Annotated in this window: 13 protein-coding genes and 1 pseudogene; 1 reads left to right on the top strand and 13 read right to left on the bottom strand. The window is 70.0% G+C overall.

Translation table 11 applies throughout. From position 1 onward, the window contains the following. Nucleotides 1-77: 77 nt before the first annotated feature. From ACH4ZX_RS35055 to ACH4ZX_RS35035, 5 genes and pseudogenes are all read right to left on the bottom strand, one after another. Nucleotides 78-5480: a hypothetical protein gene (locus ACH4ZX_RS35055; RefSeq protein WP_398281962.1), complete on the bottom strand. Its 5403-nt coding sequence runs from the start codon at nt 5478-5480 to the stop codon at nt 78-80. Between the two features lie 95 nt (nt 5481-5575). After that, nucleotides 5576-5755, bottom strand: coding sequence for a hypothetical protein (locus ACH4ZX_RS35050; RefSeq protein ID WP_190216024.1), 180 nt, complete (start codon nt 5753-5755; stop codon nt 5576-5578). 293 nt (nt 5756-6048) lie between these two features. Continuing rightward, entirely contained in the window at nt 6049-8394 is a 2346-nt protein-coding gene (locus ACH4ZX_RS35045; RefSeq protein ID WP_398281958.1) for a hypothetical protein, read from the bottom strand. A 425-nt stretch (nt 8395-8819) separates the two neighbouring features. Further along, a pseudogene (locus tag ACH4ZX_RS35040) lies at nt 8820-9334 on the bottom strand (transposase); the annotation flags it as partial. A gap of 125 nt (nt 9335-9459) precedes the next feature. Further along, a complete protein-coding gene (locus tag ACH4ZX_RS35035) occupies nt 9460-10038 on the bottom strand; it encodes an NADPH-dependent FMN reductase (protein ID WP_398281955.1) in 579 nt (192 codons plus the stop codon). 202 nt (nt 10039-10240) lie between these two features. On the opposite strand from ACH4ZX_RS35035, the gene ACH4ZX_RS35030 reads away from it, so the two are divergent. Further along, the gene (locus ACH4ZX_RS35030; RefSeq protein WP_398281952.1) at nt 10241-10714 is read left to right on the top strand and encodes a MarR family winged helix-turn-helix transcriptional regulator; all 474 of its coding nucleotides are present in this window, start codon (nt 10241-10243) and stop codon (nt 10712-10714) included. A 24-nt stretch (nt 10715-10738) separates the two neighbouring features. Here ACH4ZX_RS35030 and ACH4ZX_RS35025 read toward each other — a convergent pair whose 3' ends face one another. The 8 genes from ACH4ZX_RS35025 to ACH4ZX_RS34990 all read right to left on the bottom strand — a co-directional run bounded on the left by ACH4ZX_RS35025 (nt 10739) and on the right by ACH4ZX_RS34990 (nt 20572). After that, nucleotides 10739-11371, bottom strand: coding sequence for a LysE family translocator (locus ACH4ZX_RS35025; RefSeq protein ID WP_398281949.1), 633 nt, complete (start codon nt 11369-11371; stop codon nt 10739-10741). Beyond that, nucleotides 11365-12120 (bottom strand): thioesterase II family protein, encoded by a 756-nt coding sequence (locus tag ACH4ZX_RS35020; RefSeq protein WP_398281946.1) that lies wholly within the window; start codon nt 12118-12120, stop codon nt 11365-11367. The genes ACH4ZX_RS35025 and ACH4ZX_RS35020 overlap by 7 nt, the downstream gene beginning before the upstream one ends. Before the next feature lie 5 nt (nt 12121-12125). Then, nucleotides 12126-12404 (bottom strand): acyl carrier protein, encoded by a 279-nt coding sequence (locus ACH4ZX_RS35015; RefSeq protein ID WP_398281943.1) that lies wholly within the window; start codon nt 12402-12404, stop codon nt 12126-12128. A 5-nt stretch (nt 12405-12409) separates the two neighbouring features. Next, entirely contained in the window at nt 12410-16807 is a 4398-nt protein-coding gene (locus tag ACH4ZX_RS35010; RefSeq protein ID WP_398281940.1) for an amino acid adenylation domain-containing protein, read from the bottom strand. Between the two features lie 89 nt (nt 16808-16896). After that, the gene (locus tag ACH4ZX_RS35005) at nt 16897-18135 is read right to left on the bottom strand and encodes an MFS transporter (protein ID WP_398281937.1); all 1239 of its coding nucleotides are present in this window, start codon (nt 18133-18135) and stop codon (nt 16897-16899) included. Next, nucleotides 18122-19369: an ATP-grasp domain-containing protein gene (locus tag ACH4ZX_RS35000; protein WP_398281935.1), complete on the bottom strand. Its 1248-nt coding sequence runs from the start codon at nt 19367-19369 to the stop codon at nt 18122-18124. The genes ACH4ZX_RS35005 and ACH4ZX_RS35000 overlap by 14 nt, the downstream gene beginning before the upstream one ends. A 46-nt stretch (nt 19370-19415) precedes the next feature. Next, nucleotides 19416-19853 carry a PPOX class F420-dependent oxidoreductase gene (locus ACH4ZX_RS34995; RefSeq protein ID WP_398281933.1) on the bottom strand — a complete coding sequence of 146 codons (438 nt, stop codon included), beginning with the start codon at nt 19851-19853 and terminating at the stop codon, nt 19416-19418. A gap of 29 nt (nt 19854-19882) precedes the next feature. After that, nucleotides 19883-20572 carry a methyltransferase gene (locus ACH4ZX_RS34990; RefSeq protein ID WP_398281930.1) on the bottom strand — a complete coding sequence of 230 codons (690 nt, stop codon included), beginning with the start codon at nt 20570-20572 and terminating at the stop codon, nt 19883-19885.

Below are 20572 nucleotides of genomic sequence, written 5' to 3'. Positions count from 1 at the left end.
CTCCCCCGTCATCACCGACGCCGTGCCCGGTGACACCACAGCGGCGCACCCCATACGGGCGCCCGGGCTCCCGGCGGTTACTCAGAGTATGGTGCGAGTCGGGACACCCCGGCAACGACGAGGGCATCAACTACCCGTTGCCAATCGTCAGCCAGGCCCGCGTCGGCGACAACTCGGCGCAGTTCGATCAGCCATGGTGTCAGGAGATAGGTGCGGTTAGCGATATGGCTGGGATCGGCGAGGACAAGGCTCGCCACCCACGGAAGGCCGACGCGTGCCTGTTCCTCGGCCGGCAGGGGCTTGATGAAGGCGATGAGCTGATCCACGCATGCGACGTGGCCCTGAGCATGGGGCAGCCAGTGGGCGACTGTGTCCTGCCAGGCCAGCGGATCCCACCAGATGATGGGCTTCCCCTGAACTTCCCGGTAGAGGTAGGCGGTTTCGGGGACAGGGTTGGGCAGGAGCGAAGCCAGAGCAGAGTGGTAGTCGCTCCGTCCGGCGAAGGGCGTGTGCCCGGAAGTCTGCAGGGCGATGACGTGGGCGACCACCGTCGGCCACATCCGCCGTGCCGTGGCTGCTCTGTCCGCTGACTCCTCGGCAGCCGAGGACAGCGCGCACAAGAAGCTTTCCAGGCGCGTCGCGTCGTCGGCGTAGGCGTCGAGGTGCTGGAAGACGGGCGCGTCGTCGCCCGTGCCTGCCACCATAAGCAATGCCCGCGCCGCGATCAGGGCGTGGGTGCCGCGACTGTCCATGTCTTGTTCGGCAGCGAGCAGCGCGCGGCGGTGCGCGGCGAGGAGTACCGCGAGGAGTTCGCGGGCCGGGGTCGAAACGCAGATCGACGCCGTCGCTGCCGCGCCGAGGGCCCTGATCGCTGCGTCGAGGCGGTCTACGTAGATGGAGTCGTCGGTGGCTTCGTCGAGTGAGTGCGCGACGGGATCGTCGAGCGCGACGACCCTCCGCCGACTGGTCTGCGGATCCCAGTTACCGAGGATGCAGTCGCGCATCGTCTCAACTGTCAGCTGGAAGGCCGTTTCGTGATGGCAGGCGATGTTTCCGGCTGGGCACGCCGCATGCCAGACAGGGTCGAGGCCGCGGGCCAAGTGCACACGAACCTCGTTGGGGAGGGAACGCGCCAGCTTGCCTGCCGCGGCAGCGGCCTGGCGGTACGTCGTGGAGCCGTCCGTGCCGTCGATCTGGGCGCGGAGCTTCGCGGCGGCGGGCAGAAGAAGGAGCGGCAGTGCCTCTGCGGCAATGCGGTCAGCCCCCTGTTCGAAGTAGGAGTCCTCGGCTTCGAATCGGCGTGGCGATGCCGCGCCCTCCCCGATGCGCAGGAGTGTGTCGACGGCGAAGCGCAATGCGTCGGCGGGCAGTTCAACGCCGTCCACGATCTCCGCGGTGAGTGCCGTCGCGGCCACGACGGCAGGTACGTCCCACTGGCTGGCGGGATCAGGGTCTGGCGGGTTCGCAAGGAGTTCTCGGGCCGAAGCCAGGTCGGAGACCAAGTCGTCCGCGCTGATGTGTTTGTCTGTGCCGTTTCGGGGATCGATGTAGTAGCGGACGCTCAGCCGGATGGCTTCCTGGGCGCGTGCCATTTCCACGTTCCTGACCTGCAACGCTTCGACGACGTCGCTGGGAGGCGAGCTCTTGATCTCCAGGCCGCCTTCCACTTGCTGTGCTTGGTAGGTGTTGCGGTCGAGGCTGCTAGCCCAGGCACGCACAGCCGCGAGTTGTTCTTGGACGGCCGGCTCATCGAGTTCGCCAGGTTCTTCCTCAGCCAGTCGCCTGGCCGTTGCAACAAGTTGTTGCCCGATCAGTCGCAACTCGTCACTGCGCTGGTCGTCAGCGCGTAGCACCATCATCATGGCTGCCTCCCGCAGCGACCAGCGTCGGCGCTCGGGAGCCGCCAGTCCGTCGGCGGATGCCCGCAAGCCGCTCGCTTCTTGGACGACACGCGCGAACTCCAGATGCCAGATCACCGGCTCGGCGAGATAGCGGTCCAGCAGGCGGTCGGCGTGCTCCAGATGGCGAACGAGCAGGCCGACGACCAGGCCGACCATCGCCAGGTTCTCGCAGTCCTCAAGCAAGGTGGCGACCAGTCTGTCCAACGGGACGCCTGCCTCGACCAGTTGGTCACACACCCGTTCCAGAGCTTGCAAGGCGCTCATACAAGGATATGGACCGACGCCGGTTCCGCGGTACCAGAGCCAGACGTGCTCGTCTCCGACGTAGGTCCGGCGAGCCCCTGCGACGTCAAGTTCTGTCCGGTAGGCGTCGAGGTCGTGGTCCTCGATCCGGACACCGTAGGGACGGTGATGGCCTGTGAGGGTGCGTGCGCGCGCCAGTGCGGCGTGGTTGAGCATACGGTTCAGCACCGAGACGCCGTTGCGGAAGTCCGATTGGAACAGCGGCATGAACGGGCCGCGGTACCAGGCCGCAAGGGGAGTCACGCCGAGCCCGCGAGCACCATGGCGCCGGATGCCCTCCTCGTGGAATCCTGACCCGTCTTCGTCCTCGTTGAGGTAGTAGGCCTCGGTCAGCTCGGCAAGGAAACCACGCCGATACATGGCCAGAGCCCGGCCGGTCAGCACTTCCTCGACGGCGGGACCAGCCCATGCTGGCGCGTCGCGCGCAACGCGGCGCAGAATAGCCTCGCCGTCCTCACCGAGATCCGGGCCGAGCAGTGCCAGCAGTTCGACCATGAGCTCATCGGTGATCTCACGGGGGAGCTCAAGACGCCTGCGACGGCGCTCGCGCCTACGGCTGTCTCCCATGAAGACCAGCCGCTGCCTCTCCAGGAACTGGCGCTCGGCTTCGGCTTCCTCAGCTGGCTGGGCTGCCTTGGCCGCAGCCGCGGCTGCCTGCTCGTCGTTGAACCGGCGCTCGGCAGCGGCGCAGGCGGCAAGCAGGCGGTCGTGCAGCCTGACCCGGAGCGGATACCCAGCGGGTGTTTCCGTGATGATGACGGCGTGGAGCCAGTCCCGCAGCATGTCCTGCACGTACTTGCCCTGTTGCCAGGGTTCGTCTTCATCGAGGAGCAGGGCGATGAGGGGCTCGGCTGCGGCGATCCGCACCAGGCCCGCTTCGTTGTGTAGCCGCTGGTGCACGAGACGGATCAGTCGCCGCAGGCCGGTGCCAGGCTCAGCGCGCAGCATGGGCCAGGCCTCGCGCAGGACCGGGTCGGGCGCTCCGAGCGTCAGGAGCGCTTCGCCGGGCACGTCGGCCCAGCGGTCCCCGTGGCCTGCCGTGACCAGGTCGTCGAAGGCCTGCTGCAGGCGGGCGAACCTGCCGCGCAGAGGGGCTTTCGGGGTGTCGGGAGCGGCAAGCAGTGCCTGGCAGGCAAGACGTGCGGCACCGAGCGCCCAGCGCGGCACGCCGGCCTCGACCAATTTCGCCGTGAGGTGGCCGGCTGAGAGGAAGAGCCGGGCGATCGCATACCGGCGCACTTCGTCGTGGGCGAACTGCGGGCCGATGGCGAACGGGTCGTCCATGTCCGTGCGCAGCACCCCGTCCTGGCGCAGTCCCGCAAGCGCCGTGGGATCGATTGCTCCGACGACCTCCAGGGGGTCTCCTTGGCCGAGTTCCAGGGCGGCCAGGCGGAGAAGGGCAATGTTTCGGGCGTCCGGGGTCCCGCGTTCAGGACGCCGGCGGAGCACCAGTCCCGACCACACCTGCTGCATGGCATCGGCGTCGCTGAGAGGGGTGCTCTTCACGCCTCCTCGGACGAGCAGGTCCACCACCACAGGTCGGCGCAGCAGCTCACGTGAGCGCGGGTCTGCCGCGAGAGCCGACAACTCGTTAAAGACTGCGACGATTTCGGCTACCTGGGCATCGGTCAACGGTGGTACCTCGAAGCTGGCGACCTCCCCGACGCAGCGATCGTTGATCGTGTCACGGACCACTTGCTGGGCGTCGTTCGCTGTGACGGCGACAACTTTGACGTCGACCTGGCCAGCCGCGTCCATCAGATAGAGGAAGGGGTCCAGCATGCCCTCGGCGAGCGCATCCGCGCCGTCGATGACAAGGAGGCGCCGGGGGGCGCTCAGCTCGCCGAGTAGCGCGGTGAGCGAGGTGCCGAGTACGGACTCCAATTCTACTGTGGTCGGGGGAAGGTGCCGCAGGTTGATGCAGGCCACCTGCGTGGAATCGGGGTCCTGTGCGGCTTCGGTGAGCGTGCGGACGACGAGGGCGCTCTTGCCCACGCCGGAGTCACCGTGCGCGACGACCGCCGCCGCTGGGGACTCCACGAGCTGGAGCAGCTGACTGGCCGTATCGCTCCGGTCAAGATGCACCGTGCGACTGTCCTCGGTGGCGATCTCGTTGCGCACCGAGGCAAGCGCCCGTTCGTGAAGGTGGCTGAGGGCCTTCCATCCCTGCCGGTGGCGGCGTGTGGTCGAGTCGAGGACCTGGTGCGCGTCGCGCCGCAGAAGACTCAGGTCGACGGTGGCTGCCTTCGGCGGGTACTCGTCAGCCAGGGCAACGAGCCTTTCCAGCAACCGTGTTGCCCCGTAGAGGTCAGTGCCGCGGGCCACAGGGATCAAGGAGTTCGTTACTCGGGCCCAGTCCGATTCGTCCGGTGTCTCGAGTCGAGGCATGAGTACGGTCAGCCGTGACAGCAGTTCCCAGGTACGCTGTTCGACGAGCTGCGGGCTGGGATCGGCGGTCCCGAGCGTGGCCAGGGCGAGTTTGACGAGTTCTTCGATGTGCGTGAGCCGTGTTCGAACGCCGGCCAGGAACTTTTGGTGCGTCCGAATGAGGCCGAAGAAGCTGGGCGCATCCTTTTGCGCGACGGCCTCGGCGGCGAGTGCTGCCAGCTGCTCCGCGTGCTCTTGCGGACCGGCGACAACCAGAGCGGCTCGGTATTCAGGCCCCTCGGCGGGTGCGTTGACGACCTCCTGCACGAACGTGCAGATGAGCTTGGCGCTCGACTCGTTGCTCTTGACGAGATTGGGTGCGCGGCGCATGGCGAGGGCGAGCACCAGGGACGGCTCCGGCTCGTCGGCACGGGCCGCGCGGATGACGAGGTCGTCAACCGAGTGTTCCGGTGCTTGCTGAAAAGCCACGCTGACGACCGACCGACTGTCGCCCAGCTCGGCCGCACCCTCTCCGAGGAGCAGATGGGCAAGGTATTGGACGGCGACTTTGCGCTCGAAGGTGACGCCGCCGCCACCGGTCGCGTACGGGCTCATCCCGGTGGGAGCCGGAGCGTCCGCGGCGCTCACCCGGGTCTCCTCCAGCCACGTGCGCAGCACGTCCTTGTCGGTGTTGAGGCGCCACTGCTTGGCACGCCCGACCTGGCTTGAGGTGGCGAACCCGGCCTCTCTGAGCTTGCCCAGCGCCGCTGTCGCCGTGGTCGGAGACACGTCCAGAGCCCTCGCGACCATCCGGCCGGACATGGGCGTGGCCGTGCTGGCCAATGCCTCCAAGGCCCTGTACGCGCTCTCGCCCAGCATGCCGCGGAGCAGGTCGGCGGTTGAAGTCACACCACCACCATAAGCCTTGATATCCAGAGCAGTTGGACATCAAGAGGGTTTGCGCGGTTGTGAAATCCGGCGAGCGGGCGAGACCCCGCATGGTCTCAGCCCTGGCCGCAAGCCGTGAAGATCTCAGCGGCCAGGCGCACGACCGCCAGTTCCCGCTTGACGCCAAGTCGTATGCCGGTGCCCTGTTCGCCGGTTCGATGCGACACCGCTGCGCGGGACAGCAGACCGCCGGATACCTGCCGCTCGACTGCAGCGACACCTGCGGCATCAACCACACTGGCCTCTACCTCTCCCGACCCGGCATCCCGATCGCGTGGCCCGTCCTGAGTTTCTCAACGCCCTCGGCGCTGACACACCGCTCCCCTAACGATGCACCATCGCCGTCGGGCGAAGCACTCGCCGCAGTCGCCGACGGTGTGGGGGACGCTGAGAGCCAGGGATCCAGGAAGGCGGCATCACGAGGGCCAGGGCGGATGGGACAGCCATCACGGCAAGGTGCAGCTCGCGCGGTTGGAGCGGCGCCCATCGCCCACCAGTTGTGCTCAAGCCACGTACCGAACAGGCAGCCTCACGGGCTGGTCAGAGGAGAGAGCTTCGGTGACGCTCCAAGACCCGTCAGCAGACTGATCCTGGGCACGGCCTTTCCGGCGCGCAGACGTCCCCGGCGTTCTTCGGTGAGCGCTTCAATGGTCGTGTCTGCCCACTGCGTTTTGGCGGTGGCCATGATGAGACCGGACGCGCCGACAGCTGCGCACCCCTCCATGAGCTTGCTGGCCTCGTTTCGCCGCTGGCCAGGGCTCCTGCCGAGAGAGTCGTTGCTCTTGGCCTCCCCCAGCCACAGTTCCTCCGTGGTGGCAAGAGCGAAGTCCATCTCGACGAATCGCTTGTCGTCCTTGAGGAGTTCGAACTCCTCACATACCAAACCTCCTCGCGCCCAGTACTGGTTACGCAGATACTGCGTGGCCAGCAGTGGCACGTCTCCATCGTTCGTGACGAGCTCCAGCACGGCCGGGTGCAGGTCGTAGAACCAGCGGGGCTCGTCTGCGGCTGGCTTCCAACGGTTCTTGGCGAGCTGGTTGTCCCCTCCGCAGCGCCTGCAGCGGTAGCTCTGACTGATCTCGGCGAGGGGATAGAACTCCAGAATGGGGCAGTGATCGCAGCCAAGGATCAGCCCGCGCCGCAGCACACCTTGTGACGTCCACTGGTCGATCTGCTCTCTGCGAGCGGCCAGTTCCCAGCTGCTGTCGTCATGCGCTTCGATGGCCTCCCAGGACAGCACGACCGCAGACTTCAGCTTCCACCAACTGCCTTCCGGGCAGCCGGTGTTCGGGGCGTCGGAGGTGAAGCGGTGCAGGAGCGGCCAACCGGGGCTGGCGGCCAGTGCCTCCAAAGCGGCACGGGACCCAAGGAGCCGCTCGGTGATGGCAGCACGTCTGCCGGCAGGGCTGGGCAGAATGGTGATGTCGTTCGCTGCGGCGGCGACCTGCAGGATGCGTTTGATGCCGGGCCAGGCCAGTTTGGGAGACGCCAGCGAGCCAGCCAGCGAAGCCCCGCTCGGTACGAAGTCGTAGCGGTGCGACCAGTAGGTGATGCCTCCGTCGGCTGCGCGGACGAAAGTCTCCCATGGGCTTTGGCCTGTTGCCGTGACGGTGGACGAGTCCAAAACGACGAGAGGCGGGACCGGGTGGTTGGCGGCGGTGAGAGTGACCTGCCAGCGGTGCTCATTCGGGTTGAGGCCGCGTGGGACCTCCGCAGCGAGAGACAGCGATGTCTGGAGTGAGCCGTCCGATTCCACGGTCGCGGGAAGAGAACGCGGTTGGTCCCAGGCGTTCTTCAAGACCACCATGAACGGATGGGCCAGGTCGATGTTGCCGGGCTCAACCACGTCGAATGAGCGCTTCTCCTCGTCAGGATCAACGGACCTGACAGGCCGCCTGTCCCACCGCGTGTTGATGCGTTGCTGCGTCTCCTCCAAGCTCAACGACGCGCTCGTCACCAGCAGCCGCTCCGATGCGCTGCCGGGAAACAACCACATGTCGCTGAGGCCTGCTTCTGTCCAGGGGATCCAGGTCACCGCGCCTCGGATCTGCCGGAGGGTCTCGGCCAGTGCGAAGTCTTCGGGCCGGTTTCCCAGGACGGCAATGCGCTCCCGGTGCTGGAAGGCTCTCGTGATCGGGACGCACAGCGCTGCCTCGTGTGACCGGGCCGCGTGGGCTCCATCGGCTTCATCTGGGTGCAGTTGCGACAACAGTGCCGACTCGGCGCCGCGGAGAGCTGCCTCCCGCCACTGCTCAGCTGGAATATCTCCGCTGGCGTCGGATGCCTCGATGCCGACATGCATCGCGTAGGCCAGAGCCTCCGGGGTGGTCACGAGAGTCGCCGGAACACCCATGACAGGGGTCGTGGCCACCGCAGCCAGCGGCGTCAGTTCACGTGCGTTGTCGTAGTCAAACAGATGGCTGCACTGGACGTGGTCATCCCGTCGGTTCGCGCCCAGGCGTGAACGAAGGCTGTCGGCAGCCGCCTCAGCCTCGTGCACGACTGTTCCGTTCCACGGTTCCTTGCGCAGCATCTCCTTGAACTGTGCTGCGATGGAATTGTCAGAGATGTTCTTCTCGGCCAGCAGCCGGTCGATAGTGCCGGGGTACAGGGCGTCGAACGTGGTCCACGACGGACCGTAGGCAACCACGTGATCGGGGTGCAGGCGTGCCAAGCACCGGTCTACTGCGGGATGTCCGACCGCGCTGGACGGCACCACCACACTTCCACTGCAGCCCCACACCCACGACAGCCGGGCAAGGCCCGCCGCCGTCCACCGAACCCAGCGCTCATCGTCGTGTGGCACCACCACAACGATCCGAGGCGGCCTGGCCGCATAGGACAGCGGAAGGAAGACGAAGGGCTGTTCAGGCACCCGCCCAGTTTGACATCTCGCAGGCATGGGCTGACATCCGACGGGCCTGATCAAAGCTGTACGCATGGCCGGAGGGCGTCATCAGCGGGCGCAGATAGCGGCACATTCGTGGGGCACGGATGACGGCCGTCGCGGCGTACGCACGGTAAGCGATCTTGGGATGGATCACCCGTACACGCTCACCGACCGGACCCGTCAAGTGCCGGTAGCCGCCCCGCATATGGGTCCGGACCCTCCCCCACCACCGCCCTCTCATAGAGGTTCTCAGTCTAGATGCAGCAGTCTTATCCAACCTGCAAGACCGCAGGTCAAACAGCCCGTCGTGTCTCTAGAACCCGTCGCGATGTATGTGCGGTACCGCAGGTCAACGACAGACGGTCACAGCAACATCAATGAGACCTCACACTCGCGCCATAGACACGGTAGTTGGCCTCGAAGACCTCGCTGATGTGCTCCTTCAGCTCGGCGTCCCGCACGGTCCTGGCGGACGGCGTGACCTGTCGTTTGTGGTGGGCGTAGTAGGTGGCAGGGGCGATCTTGCAGTCGTGCGTCGTCAGCACTCGGCAGATCGGCTCGACGCCGCCGAAGCGGTCCCGGTGCTCGTCGATGAACGCTACGAGCGCGTGTGTGGCCGGTCGAGCTCGGCCGCGAAGAAAGACGCCGCGGCCTTGAGGATCTCGTTCGCCCGCTTCAGCTCGGCGTTCTCCTTCTTCAGCCGCTTCAGCTCGGCCGACTCCTCGGTCGTGGTACCCGGCCGGGTACCGGCGTCGATCTGGTCCTGCCGCACCCACTTGCGCAGCGTCTCGGTCGTGCCGATCCCGAGCTTGGACGCGACCGCTTTCATCGCGGCCCACTCGGTGTCGTAGTCGGGCCGCACCTCGGCGACCATCCGCACCGCACGACGGCGCAGCTCAAGCGGGTACTGGGAAGGACGTGCCATGACTCGATCCTCTCAAACGATCGAGTCCCTACCGAACCCGGAACGGTTCAGGGCGCCCGGAATCCCTCGTACCCGTCCCGCTTCCACGGCCCGGCCGCACGCGCGCGGGACGGGCCGCACGGCGGTCAGGCCGACGCCGGCTCCGACTGCGGCTCGGCGGCCGGGACCAGTTCCGCGACGGCGGTGAGGACGGCCTGCGTCCGGGCCTCGAGGTCGGGTGTGGCGCGGAAGCGACCCTCGCCGTCGGCGTGGTCGTCGATGGCGGGAATCGACAGGGTCGGCTCGGCCGCGCGCAGACCCACCATGGCGAGCACCGGGCGGAGCATCTCGATGGCCGGTGCCCCGCCGGAGGTGCCGGCGCTGTAACTGATGAGGCCCACGGGCTTGTTCTGCCACTCGTGGTGAAGGTGGTCGATCGCGTTCTTCAGCGCGGCGCCGAAACCGCGGTTGTACATCGGCATGACGAAGACGAAGCAGTCCCCGGCGTCGATCGTGGCGCTCCAGTCCTTGGTGTGCTGATGCGCGTAGATCCCGCTCTCCGGATGCTCGGACTCGTCCATGAAGGGCAGCGCGACGTCCTTCAGGTCCAGCAGCTCGACGTCGAACCCGCCCTGCCGGGCGGCGAGTTCGGTGACCCACCGGGCGAGGGGACGGCCGGCCGAGGTGGAACGGACGCTGGCGGAAATGACGTAGAGACGGGGCACGATGCCGATTCCTTCGTCGAAGAGGTGCCGGATCCGGACGGGAGACGGACGGACCCGGGCGGCGCGGAGTGGTGGCGGACGCCGGTACCGACCGCACGGGGCCACGCGGTGCGGGGCGCCTCGCGGCAAGGTGGTTGACATGTCAGCAATTACCGTAGGACAGGGTGGGTGATACGTCAATCACCCTCGGTAGAGTGGTGACGTGACCGAGGAACCCCGCTGGCTGACCGACCGGGAACAACGGGCCTGGCAGGCCTACCGCAGGATGTTCCTGCTGCTCAACGCGCAGCTCGCGCGCGATCTGAGCCGCGACAGCGGCCTGTCCGAGCCGGACTACGACGTGCTGTCCAGTCTCAGCAGCACGCCCGGCCACCAGCGGCGGGTCAGCGACCTCGCGGCCCACATGCTGTGGTCGCGCAGCCGCCTCTCCCACCACCTGGGCCGGATGGAGCAGCGGGGGCTGGTGGCGCGCGAGGAGTGCGCCACCGACGGACGGGGCGCCGTCGTCGCCCTCACCGAAAAGGGGCTGCGCACTATCGAGGCAGCGGCCTCCGCGCACGTGGCGTCGGTGCGCCGGCACTTCGTCGATCTGTTGGCGCCCGAGGACCTCGACGCGTTCGCCGCACTCGGTGAACGCGTCGTGGACCACATCAGGCGCACGGGCGACGGTGTCTGATCCGGACTGGGCGCCCGGGCCGGATCAGGGCGACTCGAAGGCCAGCCGGACCGCGAAACCGATCAGCAGCACTCCTGTGACCTGCTCGATGCGCGCCCGCACCCGAGGCCGGCGCAGCACCCTGCCGAGCCGGTCCACGCTGGACACGTACAGGGTGAACCAGAGCAGGTAGAGGACCGCGAACACCAGGGACAGCAGCAGGGCTCGGGGCAGCACGCTACCCCGCGACGGCAGGAACTGCGGCAGGAAGGTGACGAAGAACAGCGCCACCTTCGGGTTGAGCGCGTTGGACAGGAACCCCTGGCGCAGCATCCGGCCGCCCTCGTCCACGGGGGGCGCTTCACCGTCCCCGGCGGTGTCGTCCCGCGCGCCCTCCCGCACGGTGCGCCGGGAGCCGCGCAGCGTCGCGATGCCCATCCACACCAGGTAGGTCGCCCCCACCACCTTCAGCACGGTGAAGGCGGTGGCGGAGGCCAGCAGCAGGGCCGAGACGCCCAGCGATGCGGCGGAGACGTGGACGCTCAGGCCGAGCACTCCGCCAATCATGGTCAGCAGCCCCGCCCGGCGTCCGCCGGCCAGCGCGTTCCGGGTCATCAGGGCCTGGTCGGGGCCGGGGATCACGATGAGGACCAGGCAGGCCGCGACGAAGGTCAGCACGGTGTGCCCCGCTCCGCGGAGCGGACCGTGGCGAGGGCCGCGGCCAGCGCCCTCTGCACGGGCGCCGGCCGCTCGCGCAGGTAGAAGTGTCCGCCGGGAAAGCGGCGGACACTCGTCCCGGCCGCGGTGTGCTCCCCCCAGGCCTCGAGTTCGTCCGCCGTGATCCGGTCGTCCTCGCCGCCGAACACCGTGAGCGGCACCGGCAGCGGATCCCCCGGGTGCCAGACGTACGTCTCCAGGATCCGGTAGTCCGCGCGCAGCGCACCCGCGGCCATCTTGCGCAGCTCCGCCGAGGCGAGCACCTCCTCCGGCAGCCCGCCGTGCAGGCGGGAGACCGTGTCGAGCAATTCGTCGTCGGGCAGCCGGTGAACCAGTGTGGCCGGATGGGGCAGGTGCGGTGCGCGGAAGCCCGACACCACCAGCCGGCCCGGAAGCGGACGTCCGGCGGTCGCCAGGGCGCGCGTGACCTCGTAGGCGAAGAGTGCGCCCAGGCTGTGCCCGAAGAAGACGAACGGCCCCGTGGCGAGCGGCGCTTGGGCGACGAACGCCTCGACCAGCTCCCGCATCGAGCCGGGCACCGTCTCGTCCAGCCGCGGCATGCGGCCCGGCAGTTGCACCGCGTGCACCCGCGCCGACCGCAGGTCGCGGGCCCAGCGCAGGTACTCGGCGGCCGTGCCGCCGCCGTGCGGAAAGCAGTACAGGTCACAGGCGGCGGCGCGGGGTGCCGCGCTGAGCAGCCAGTTGGGCACGGGACTCACGCTCCCGCCGGCTGCGGTGCGGTCAGGTGGCGGACCAGGGCGTCGACCGTGAAGTTGTCGAAGACCTCCCTGGGCCGCAGCGGGACGCCCAGTTCGTCGCGGGCCTTGGCGCAGATGACCAGGGTGGTGGCCGAATCGACGCCGAGCAGGTCCAGGCCGGCGGCCGGGTCGATCTCCTCCGGGGTCACGTCGAGCAGTTCGGCGAGGAAGCCGGTGAGCCAGTCGGCGACGGAGGCGGGGGTGGGTGCGATGGCGGTGGTGGACGTGTTGCTCACTGTGCTCACCTTTCCTCGGTGACGGGCTCGGACCGGCCGAGGAGCTGTTCGAGATGTCCGTCGAGCGATTCGACGGTGGTGTACTCCAGGACCGTGCGGACGGGAACGGGGATGCCGAACGCCGACTGCAACTGGGCGGCCAGGCGGGCGGCGAGCAGGGAGTCGCCGCCCAGGTCCAGGAAGTCGTCGGCCAGGTCGATCTGGTTCAGGCCGAGCACCTCCTTCCAGATGTCGACGAGCTTGCGCTGCCGGTCCGTACGCGGCGGCCGGGCCGGCCTGCCCCGTACGCTGCCGCGCCGGCCTGCCTGGGCGAGCGCGGTGCGGTCCACCTTGCCGGTGGGGCTGAGCGGCAGCTCGTCCAGCGCGAACATCTGGGCGGGCACCATGTGCCGGGCGAGTCGTTCGGCGGCGAAGGAGCGCAGCTCCTCCGGTGCGAACCGGCGCCGCACCGCGGGCCCCCGGGCGACGAGCACGTCGAATCCGACCGAAGCGGGCCCGCCCGAGGTGGTCAGGAGCGCGGACTGCGTGAACCCGGCCGCGGTCAGCTCCTGCTGCCACTGGGCGCGGTCCAGCAGGCAGTGCGTGCCGCGCAGGTCGGTGTCCTCGAAGTTGTCGAAGCCCTGCTGCAGGCCCATGACCAGGTCGAACCACGGGTGGAAGGTGGTCTGTTCGACGAGCAGCAGGACGCCGCCGGGGGCGAGCACGGAGCGCAGGGCGGCCAGCGTGCGCCGCAGATGCCGCATGTCGTGCAGCACGCTCGCGGCGATGACGAGGTCCGCCGACTGGCCGTCGAAGCCCTGGGCGGCCGGCGGCCGGTCGAGGTCGAACAGGTCGCAGCGGACGAACGGGTACGCGGCGAACTCGGTCTCCGCGCGGTCCAGGAAGTAGCGGGAGACGTCCGTGAAGACGTACTCCGTGCGGTCGGCGGGCAGCAGGGGCAGCAGGTGCCGGGTGAGTGAGCCGTAGCCGGCGCCGACCTCCAGGACGTTCAGCGGCCGGTCGGCGGGCCAGCTCCCGACCATCTCCCGCACCGCGGCGGTCGCGGCGGCGTACGTCGGGCCGAAGAGGCGGGCGTAGACACCCGGGGTGCGGTCGGAGGCGTACAGCTCGGCGGAGTGGACGCTCTGCGTCAGCACGCCCGCCAGGTTCCCGGCGAGGCCGAGCATCCAGTCGGTGACGTCGTCCGGGACGCCCAGTATCTGTCCGAGGGCATGGCGGGCGCGTTCGCACAGCGCCTCCGGGAGCCTCTCGGGCAGTTCGCGGGCCACCTCCAGGCCGCCGCCGGTGCGCCGCAGCTGACCCGACTCCTCCAGGGCGGCCACGGCGCGGGCCAGCCAGCGTCCGTAGCGGGGGGCCACCCCGGCGCCGCGCAGGGCCGCCGGGTCGAACGGATCGCCCGGAAGGTGAGGCAGGCCGAAGGCACGGAAGGCGCTCGCGGTGGCGGTGGTGTACACCTCGTTGAGCGCGTCCCAGACAATGCGCAGCTCCTCGGGCGAGGGACCCTCGGCGGGCCGGCCGGCGGTGCCGGCGAGCGCCTGCCACTGCGCCGCGCTCTGCATCTCGTCGGCCCGCTCCGTCACGAAGAGGGTGTCGTCCTCACGGGCCGGCACGACGTAGCCCAGCAGGCGGGCGGCGCCGTCCTGGTCGGCGGACTTCACCACGACCGCGCTGTCCACGCCCGGATGCCCGGTGAGCGTCGCCTCGATCTCGCCGAGCTCCACCCGGTGTCCGTTGATCTTCACCTGGCCGTCCCGGCGGCCCAGGAACTCGATCGTGCCATCGGGCCGGTAACGCCCGAAGTCGCCGGTGCGGTATAGGCGTTCGCCGGAGCGGGGGTGCGTCACGAAGGCCGCCGCGGTGCGCTCCTCGTCGGCCCAGTAGCCGCGGGCCAGGCCCACCCCGCCGATGTACAGCTCGCCCGGGGTCCACACGGGGCACGGGTCCATGCGGGCGTCGAGCACGTGGAAGGTCTGGTTGCGCAGCGGAACGCCGTACGGAATGCTCTTCGCGCCCCGCTCCACCTCGTCGACGACGTGGTGGATGGACCAGATCGACGCCTCGGTCGCGCCGCCCAGGGAGATGATCTCCGCCTCGGGCCACAGGCCGTGGATCCGGTCGGGCAGGTCGACGGGTATCCAGTCACCGCTGAGCATGACCAGCCGCAGCCGCTCGGGCAGGGCGCCGCCCGCCTCCAGATGCTCGACGAGCATCTGCATCTGCGCCGGCACGGAGTTCCACACCGTCACGCCGTGCTCGCTCATCAGCTTGACCCAGTGCGCCGGCTCCGCGCGCAACTGCGGATCGGGCAGGACCAGGCCGGCGCCCGTGCCGAGCGCGCCGAAGGCGTCGTACACCGACAGGTCGAAGCCGAGTTCGGCGAGGCCGAAGATCCGGTCCGCGGGTCCGACACCGAACCGCTCGTTGATGTCGACGACGGTGTTGAGGGCCGCGTGGTGCTCGATCATCACGCCTTTGGGGGTGCCGGTCGAGCCGGAGGTGTACAGCACGTACGCCAGGTCGCCGGGGGCGGCGGGTCCGGACGGCCGGCGTCCGGCCTCCGCGTCCTGGGGACGCACCTGGTCGGCGAGGATGCGCGGCAGCCCCTCGGGCCAGCCCACCCCGTCGGTCCCGGCGTCGGTGAGCACCGCGACCGCCCGGCCGTCCCGCAGCAGCCCGGCCCGGCGCCGCTCGGGCAGCGCCGGGCCGACGGGCAGGTAGGCGCCGCCGGCCATCATCACGCCGTACGCGGCGGCGATCTGGTCGGCGCCCTTGTGCAGGCCGATGCCCACCAGGCGGTCACGCAGGCCGTCCGTGCCGAGCGCGGCGACCTCGCGGGCCACCGCCTGGGCCTGGGCGGCGAGTTGTCCGTAGGTCAGGACATCGTCGCCGGCCAGCACGGCGGTGCGTTCCGGGTGCCGGGCGGCCTGGTCGAGGAACGCCTCGTGCAGCAACCCCGGGGGGCGCTCGGCGCTCGTGTCGTTGGCGCGTTCACGGGCCGCGAGCTGGTGCGGGGGCAGCTCGACGGTGATCTCCTCGTCCCACATCGAGTCGTCGTCAGCGAGTCGGGTGACCAGGGAGGTGTAGGCGGCGAACATGTCATCGAGCATCCCCTCGGGGAAGAGCTCCTCCACGCAGTCCCAGGTCAGGTCGAGAGAGCCGGTGATGTCGACGACCTGGTGGTCGAAGAACACCTGCGGGGTCTGGCTCACCCGGTAGGAGATGTCGCCGAAGTAGCTCAGGGGCCCGGAGACGTCGGCGGCGGTGCCCAGTCCGCTGGTGAAGACCACGGGCATCGTCTCGAAGCCGCTCTGCAGACCCAGGCGGCGGCGTTCGCGCAGCGCCTCCAGCGCGCTGACCTGCCGGTGCCGCAGGTCCTGCTGCAGTTGCACCTGGGTGGCCTCGACCCGTGAGGTGAGCGTACGGCCCGTCGAGGCGTCCGTCTCCAGCAGGCAGATGGAGGTGAAGTCGCCGACCATCCGGCGCAGATGGGGGTGGACGGTGCGTTTGCCGTTCCCGGCGTCGGCGAGCAGCAGCGGCAGCCGGTTGAAGAGCGTGAGGTTGAGGGTGAAGCGGCGGGAGCCGCCCCATACGGCGAGGACTTCGGAGAAGAGGGCCGCCAGTACCGCGGTGGGGGTCAGCCCCCGGTCCTCGCACCGTTCCTGCAGCGTCTGCCACTTGTCCTCGGGCAGGTGGAACTCACGGTGCGTGAAGCGCGGCCGGTGCACGCTCACCGGCGACTTGGCCAGCGGCAGTTCGGGGGGCGGGGCGAGGGTGGCGGCCCGCGAGGTCCAGTAGGCGAGTGCCTTCTGATAGCGGGGGGCCTGCGAGCCCCGCTCCAGTTCCAGGGCGTAGTCGCGGAAGGTGACCTCCACCGGCGGCAGTTCGAGGCCGGGATCCTGGCACAGCGCACTCCACTCGCTGAACAGCAGGGTGAGGCTGGCCAGGTCGACCATCAGCAGGTCGACGCTGACGTGCAGCCGGTCGTGGTCGGGCAGCCGGCTCAGCCGAAGGTCGAACAGCGGCCAGTCGGCCGCCGAGTACACCCGGTGCGACATCTCCTCCCGCACCTCGAGCAGCGTGCGCTCCCTGTCCTCCTCGGGGGCGGAGCGCAGGTCGGTACATCGGACCTCGAAGGCCGGGACGGTCTCCAGCACCTGCTGACGTCCGTCCGGGCCGACGACCGCGCGCAGCATGTCGTGCCGCTCCACCAGCCGGCGCCAGGCCGCGGACAGCACATCGGGATCGAGGCGGCGGCCCTCCAGTTCGAAGTACGCGTGCGGCGCCACGTTCCCCAGCACGAAGTTGGGGCCTCGGCCGACCCAGTAGGCGTACTGGATCTCGGTCAGCGGGAACGGCTCGAACCGCTCCGCTCCAGGGGCATTGGTTTCATTTCGGACCTTCATGAAGCTCCGTTCCTCCGTCGGGCACAGGTGAGGCGTGCCGGAACCGGCACGATGGGGGTGACGAGGTGGGCGGAGGGTGAGGCGCGGCACTACCGTGTCTTCACGGCCGCCGGGGCCGGCCGCTGCCGCATCTGTCTGCCGGTCAGCAGGCCGGACATGGAGCCCAACACGGTGCAGCCGGCCGCGAGGCCGAGCCAGACGACCGTGGCGCTGCCGGAGGCCGCCAGTGCGACGCCGATCGAGGGCCCGGCGAACTTGCCCGCGCCCATCATCGAGTTGGCCATCGCGGCGGCCCGGGTGAGCTCGCGTTCGGACACCATGGAGATCAGCCAGGGGTGGAACGAGCACGAGTATGCGCACTCACCGAGCCCGAACAGCACGGCGTACAGCAGCAGACCGGCCAGGCGCGGGCCGTACGGGGCCAGGGCGAACAGCCCCGCGACGACATACGACGCGACCCACAGGCCGACCGCGACGCGCAGACCGGTGCTCTCCGGCCGGTTCTCCAGGCGGCGGGTGACCGGCCGCTGGCAGACGACGATCACCACCACGTTCACGAAGATCATCAGCGAGACCAAGAACAGCGGCATCCCCATCAGCCGGGTGCTCACCAGCGGCGCGGTCGCGTCGAACTGGCTGAAGACGAACAGGGCCGCGGTCAGTTGGAAGACGGCGACCGGAGCCATCGCCCGCCACAGCCGCAGCACCGGCAGCGGCGGCCCGTCCTCGTCGTCCTCCGTGCCTGCGGAGGAGCCGGGCATGTGGCGGCGCACCCGCCACAGCGCCGCGGTGAGCGGCAGGATGCCCACCGCGTTCGCCATGAAGAAGTACGGGATGACCGACCGGGGCAGCACCAGCGTCAGCAGGCCGGCCAGCAGGGAGCCCCCGGCGAGGGTCGCGTTCAGCACGGCGTAGCGCCGGGCGAACACCCGCCGCCGCTCCTCCGCCGTGATCAGCGCGTTGACCAGAGGCACGATCGCGGCCATGAAACCGCCCTGCCCTGCGCCGACGGCCATGCCCGCGGCCATCACCGCGGGCAGCGAACCGACGCCGGGCACAGTGAGGTAGCCGGCCAGCCAGAGCAGGGTGCCGGCGATACCGAGCGGGATCCGGCCGACCTTGAGCGCGCCGGTGGACAGCAGCAGGGCGACGGCCAGGTTGGCGCCGCCGCTGAATCCGTAGAACAGCGCCACGCCCGCGGTGCCCACGCCCGGCTGGCCGGCGAGGTACACGGAGGTGTAGGGCATGGCGAGGCCGAGGCAGAACGACGACAGTCCGTGCGAGCCGATCAGCCCGTCGACCGGCCGCCAGCGGCTAGGCCACCGCATGGGTTCCCACCTCTCCGAGCGGCTCGACCTCGGCCGTGACCAGGGGTACGGCCGTCTCCAGAGCGTGGGCACAGGCCGCCTCGTCAGTCCCCGAAGCAACCAGCACGGCCAGCCGGGGGATGACCTGCCTGGGCGGCAGCAGCAGCCGGGTGCCGGGCGCGGCCAGCACCTCGGCGTGCGCGATGCCCGGCACGGCCGCGGCCCGCTCCACGTCCACCCGGCGCACCGTACCGTCGTGGGGCGGATAGCAGAAGCGGACCTCGGCGCAGCCGTCGCGATCCGGCCGCAGGTCGGGGGTGCGGCCCAGGGCGAGTTCGGCCGCGGCGACGACGAGGTCGACGCCGGTGGCCAGCCGGGAGGCGTACGGAATGAGGTCGCCGCCCAGGCGCCCGTTGAGCTCCACCAGGCGGGGCCCGGCCGGGGTCAGCCGCAGCTCGGCGTGGGTGACACCCATCTCGATGCCCAGAACCTGGTGCGCGGCGGCCACCAGCGTCCGCACCTGCCCGGCCCACGGCTCGCCTCCCCAGCCGGTCACCAGGTGACCGACCTCCTCGAAGTGCGGGGCGAAGCCCAGCCTCTTGCGGGCGACGTGCACCGGCGTCGCGACGCCGTCCTGCACCACACTGTCGACACTGATCTCCGGCCCCACCAGGTACTCCTCGACGAGCACGCCGACACCCGAGGGCAGGTCCCCGTAGGCGGCACCCGCCGCCAGCGCGAACCCCTCCCGCACCGCCGAGGGGTCCGCGGCCAGCACGACGCCGATGCTGCCGGCCTGCGCGCGCGGCTTGAGCACCACCGGGTGGCCGATCGACGCGGCGATCCGCACGGCCTCGTCGGCGGTGTGCGCCAGACCGTGCCGGACCGCGGAGACACCGGCCGCCGCCAGCAGCGTGCGGGTTTCGTACTTGTCGCGGCAGCGGGCCGCCGAGCGGGGCGACATGTGCCGCAGGGACAGCTTCCCGGCGGCCCGCGCGGTGCTCTCCAGTACGGTCTCGCCCCAGGTCAGCACGGCCGGACCGGACCCGGTCAGCTCGGCCAGCGCCCCGGTCAGGGCCGCCTCGTCGGCCGGGTCGGCCACCCGCCAGTCGGCGAGATACGGGCGCTGCCAGGTGGGCTCGGCCGGCAGCAGCGCGGACAGCCGGTACCGCTCGGCCAGCGACTGCAGCGCGTAGCGGCGGTACGCCGCGCTGCCACTGCCCACGATCGTCAGATGCGGGGGGCCTTCGGGCATGGCCGTCCTTTCCGTTTGGCGGGCGAGGTGGGGGCGGGGGAGGACATCAGGCCGGGAACCAGCCGTACGCGTGGTCGACGCGGAAGCCGACGGCCAGCCTGCGGTCCGCGACCATGGCCGCCCGGTACTCGTCCCAGTCGGGGTGCTCGCCCTTGACACCCCGGTAGACGGCGACGAGCTGCTGCACGGCCGCGTCGTGCGGCTCCGCGGCGACGGCGGACAGCGTGGCGACGCCCTCGAACACCGGGTACGCGCCCCCGTCGGGGGTGGTCACATGGAGGCTGACCCGCGGGTCGCGGCGCAGGTTGCGCGCCTTGGCCCGGTCGGCGGTGGTGGACAGCCGTACGGTGCCCGCGGCGGCGGCGTACCAGTAGTCGACGGTGGACATCTGCGGTCGGCCGTCGGCCTTGAGTGTGCACAGCACCCCGCGCCCCCGCTCGCCGAGCAGGGGCAGGTAGTGGTCCGGGCCGGTGGAGTGGGGCACGGGTGGTTCCTTTCGCTGTGTGCGGTGGTTCAGCGGTGGTGCAGTTCCAGCAGTTGGAAGTCGAGTGTGGTGTCGGGGTCCGGGCTGCGCCGCTCGCTGCGCACCAGCTCCACCGTCAGGCCCGCCTGCTCGCACAGGGCGCGCAGCAGCGGGGCGTTGCCGATGCTGCAGAACCCGAGGAAGAGCCGCCCTCCGGGGGCGAGCCGCGCCGGGGCCTCCGCCACGTACCGGCGGTGGGCCTCGTACCCGGGGTCGAAGAACGCGTGGTGCAGGTCGGTCTCGTTGACGAACTCCGCCGGCGCCTCGGCGAAGTTGGAGTTCCAGAAGATGACGTCGAACCTGTCCTCGGGGCCGAGGACGGAGAACAGGTCGCTGTGCAGCACCCGAACCCGGTCGGCGACGCCGTGCCGGACGACGTTGCGTCGGGTGTTCTCGACGGCGGCGGGGCTGATGTCCAGCGCTGTCACGGCGCGGCAGCCGGACAGCGCCGCGGTCACGGCGGTGACCCCGGCGCCGGAGCCGACCTCCAGGAACGACCCGTCCTGCGGATAGGGCAGCCACGACGACAGCAGCTCGGTGATGGGCGTGTAGGTGGGGCTGAACACGTCGTCGAGCAGCTCCCATTCGCGGCCCAGCAGGCTGAACGCGGCCGGGCGGGTACGGTCCTCCTGGTGCCGGCGCAGCAGAGCGCTGCCGCGCCGGAATCCGGTGTCCTCCAC

Source organism: Streptomyces sp. NPDC020490 (assembly GCF_044335305.1).
GTDB lineage: Bacteria > Actinomycetota > Actinomycetes > Streptomycetales > Streptomycetaceae > Streptomyces.
This window is presented reverse-complemented; position numbering and strand designations above follow the sequence as displayed.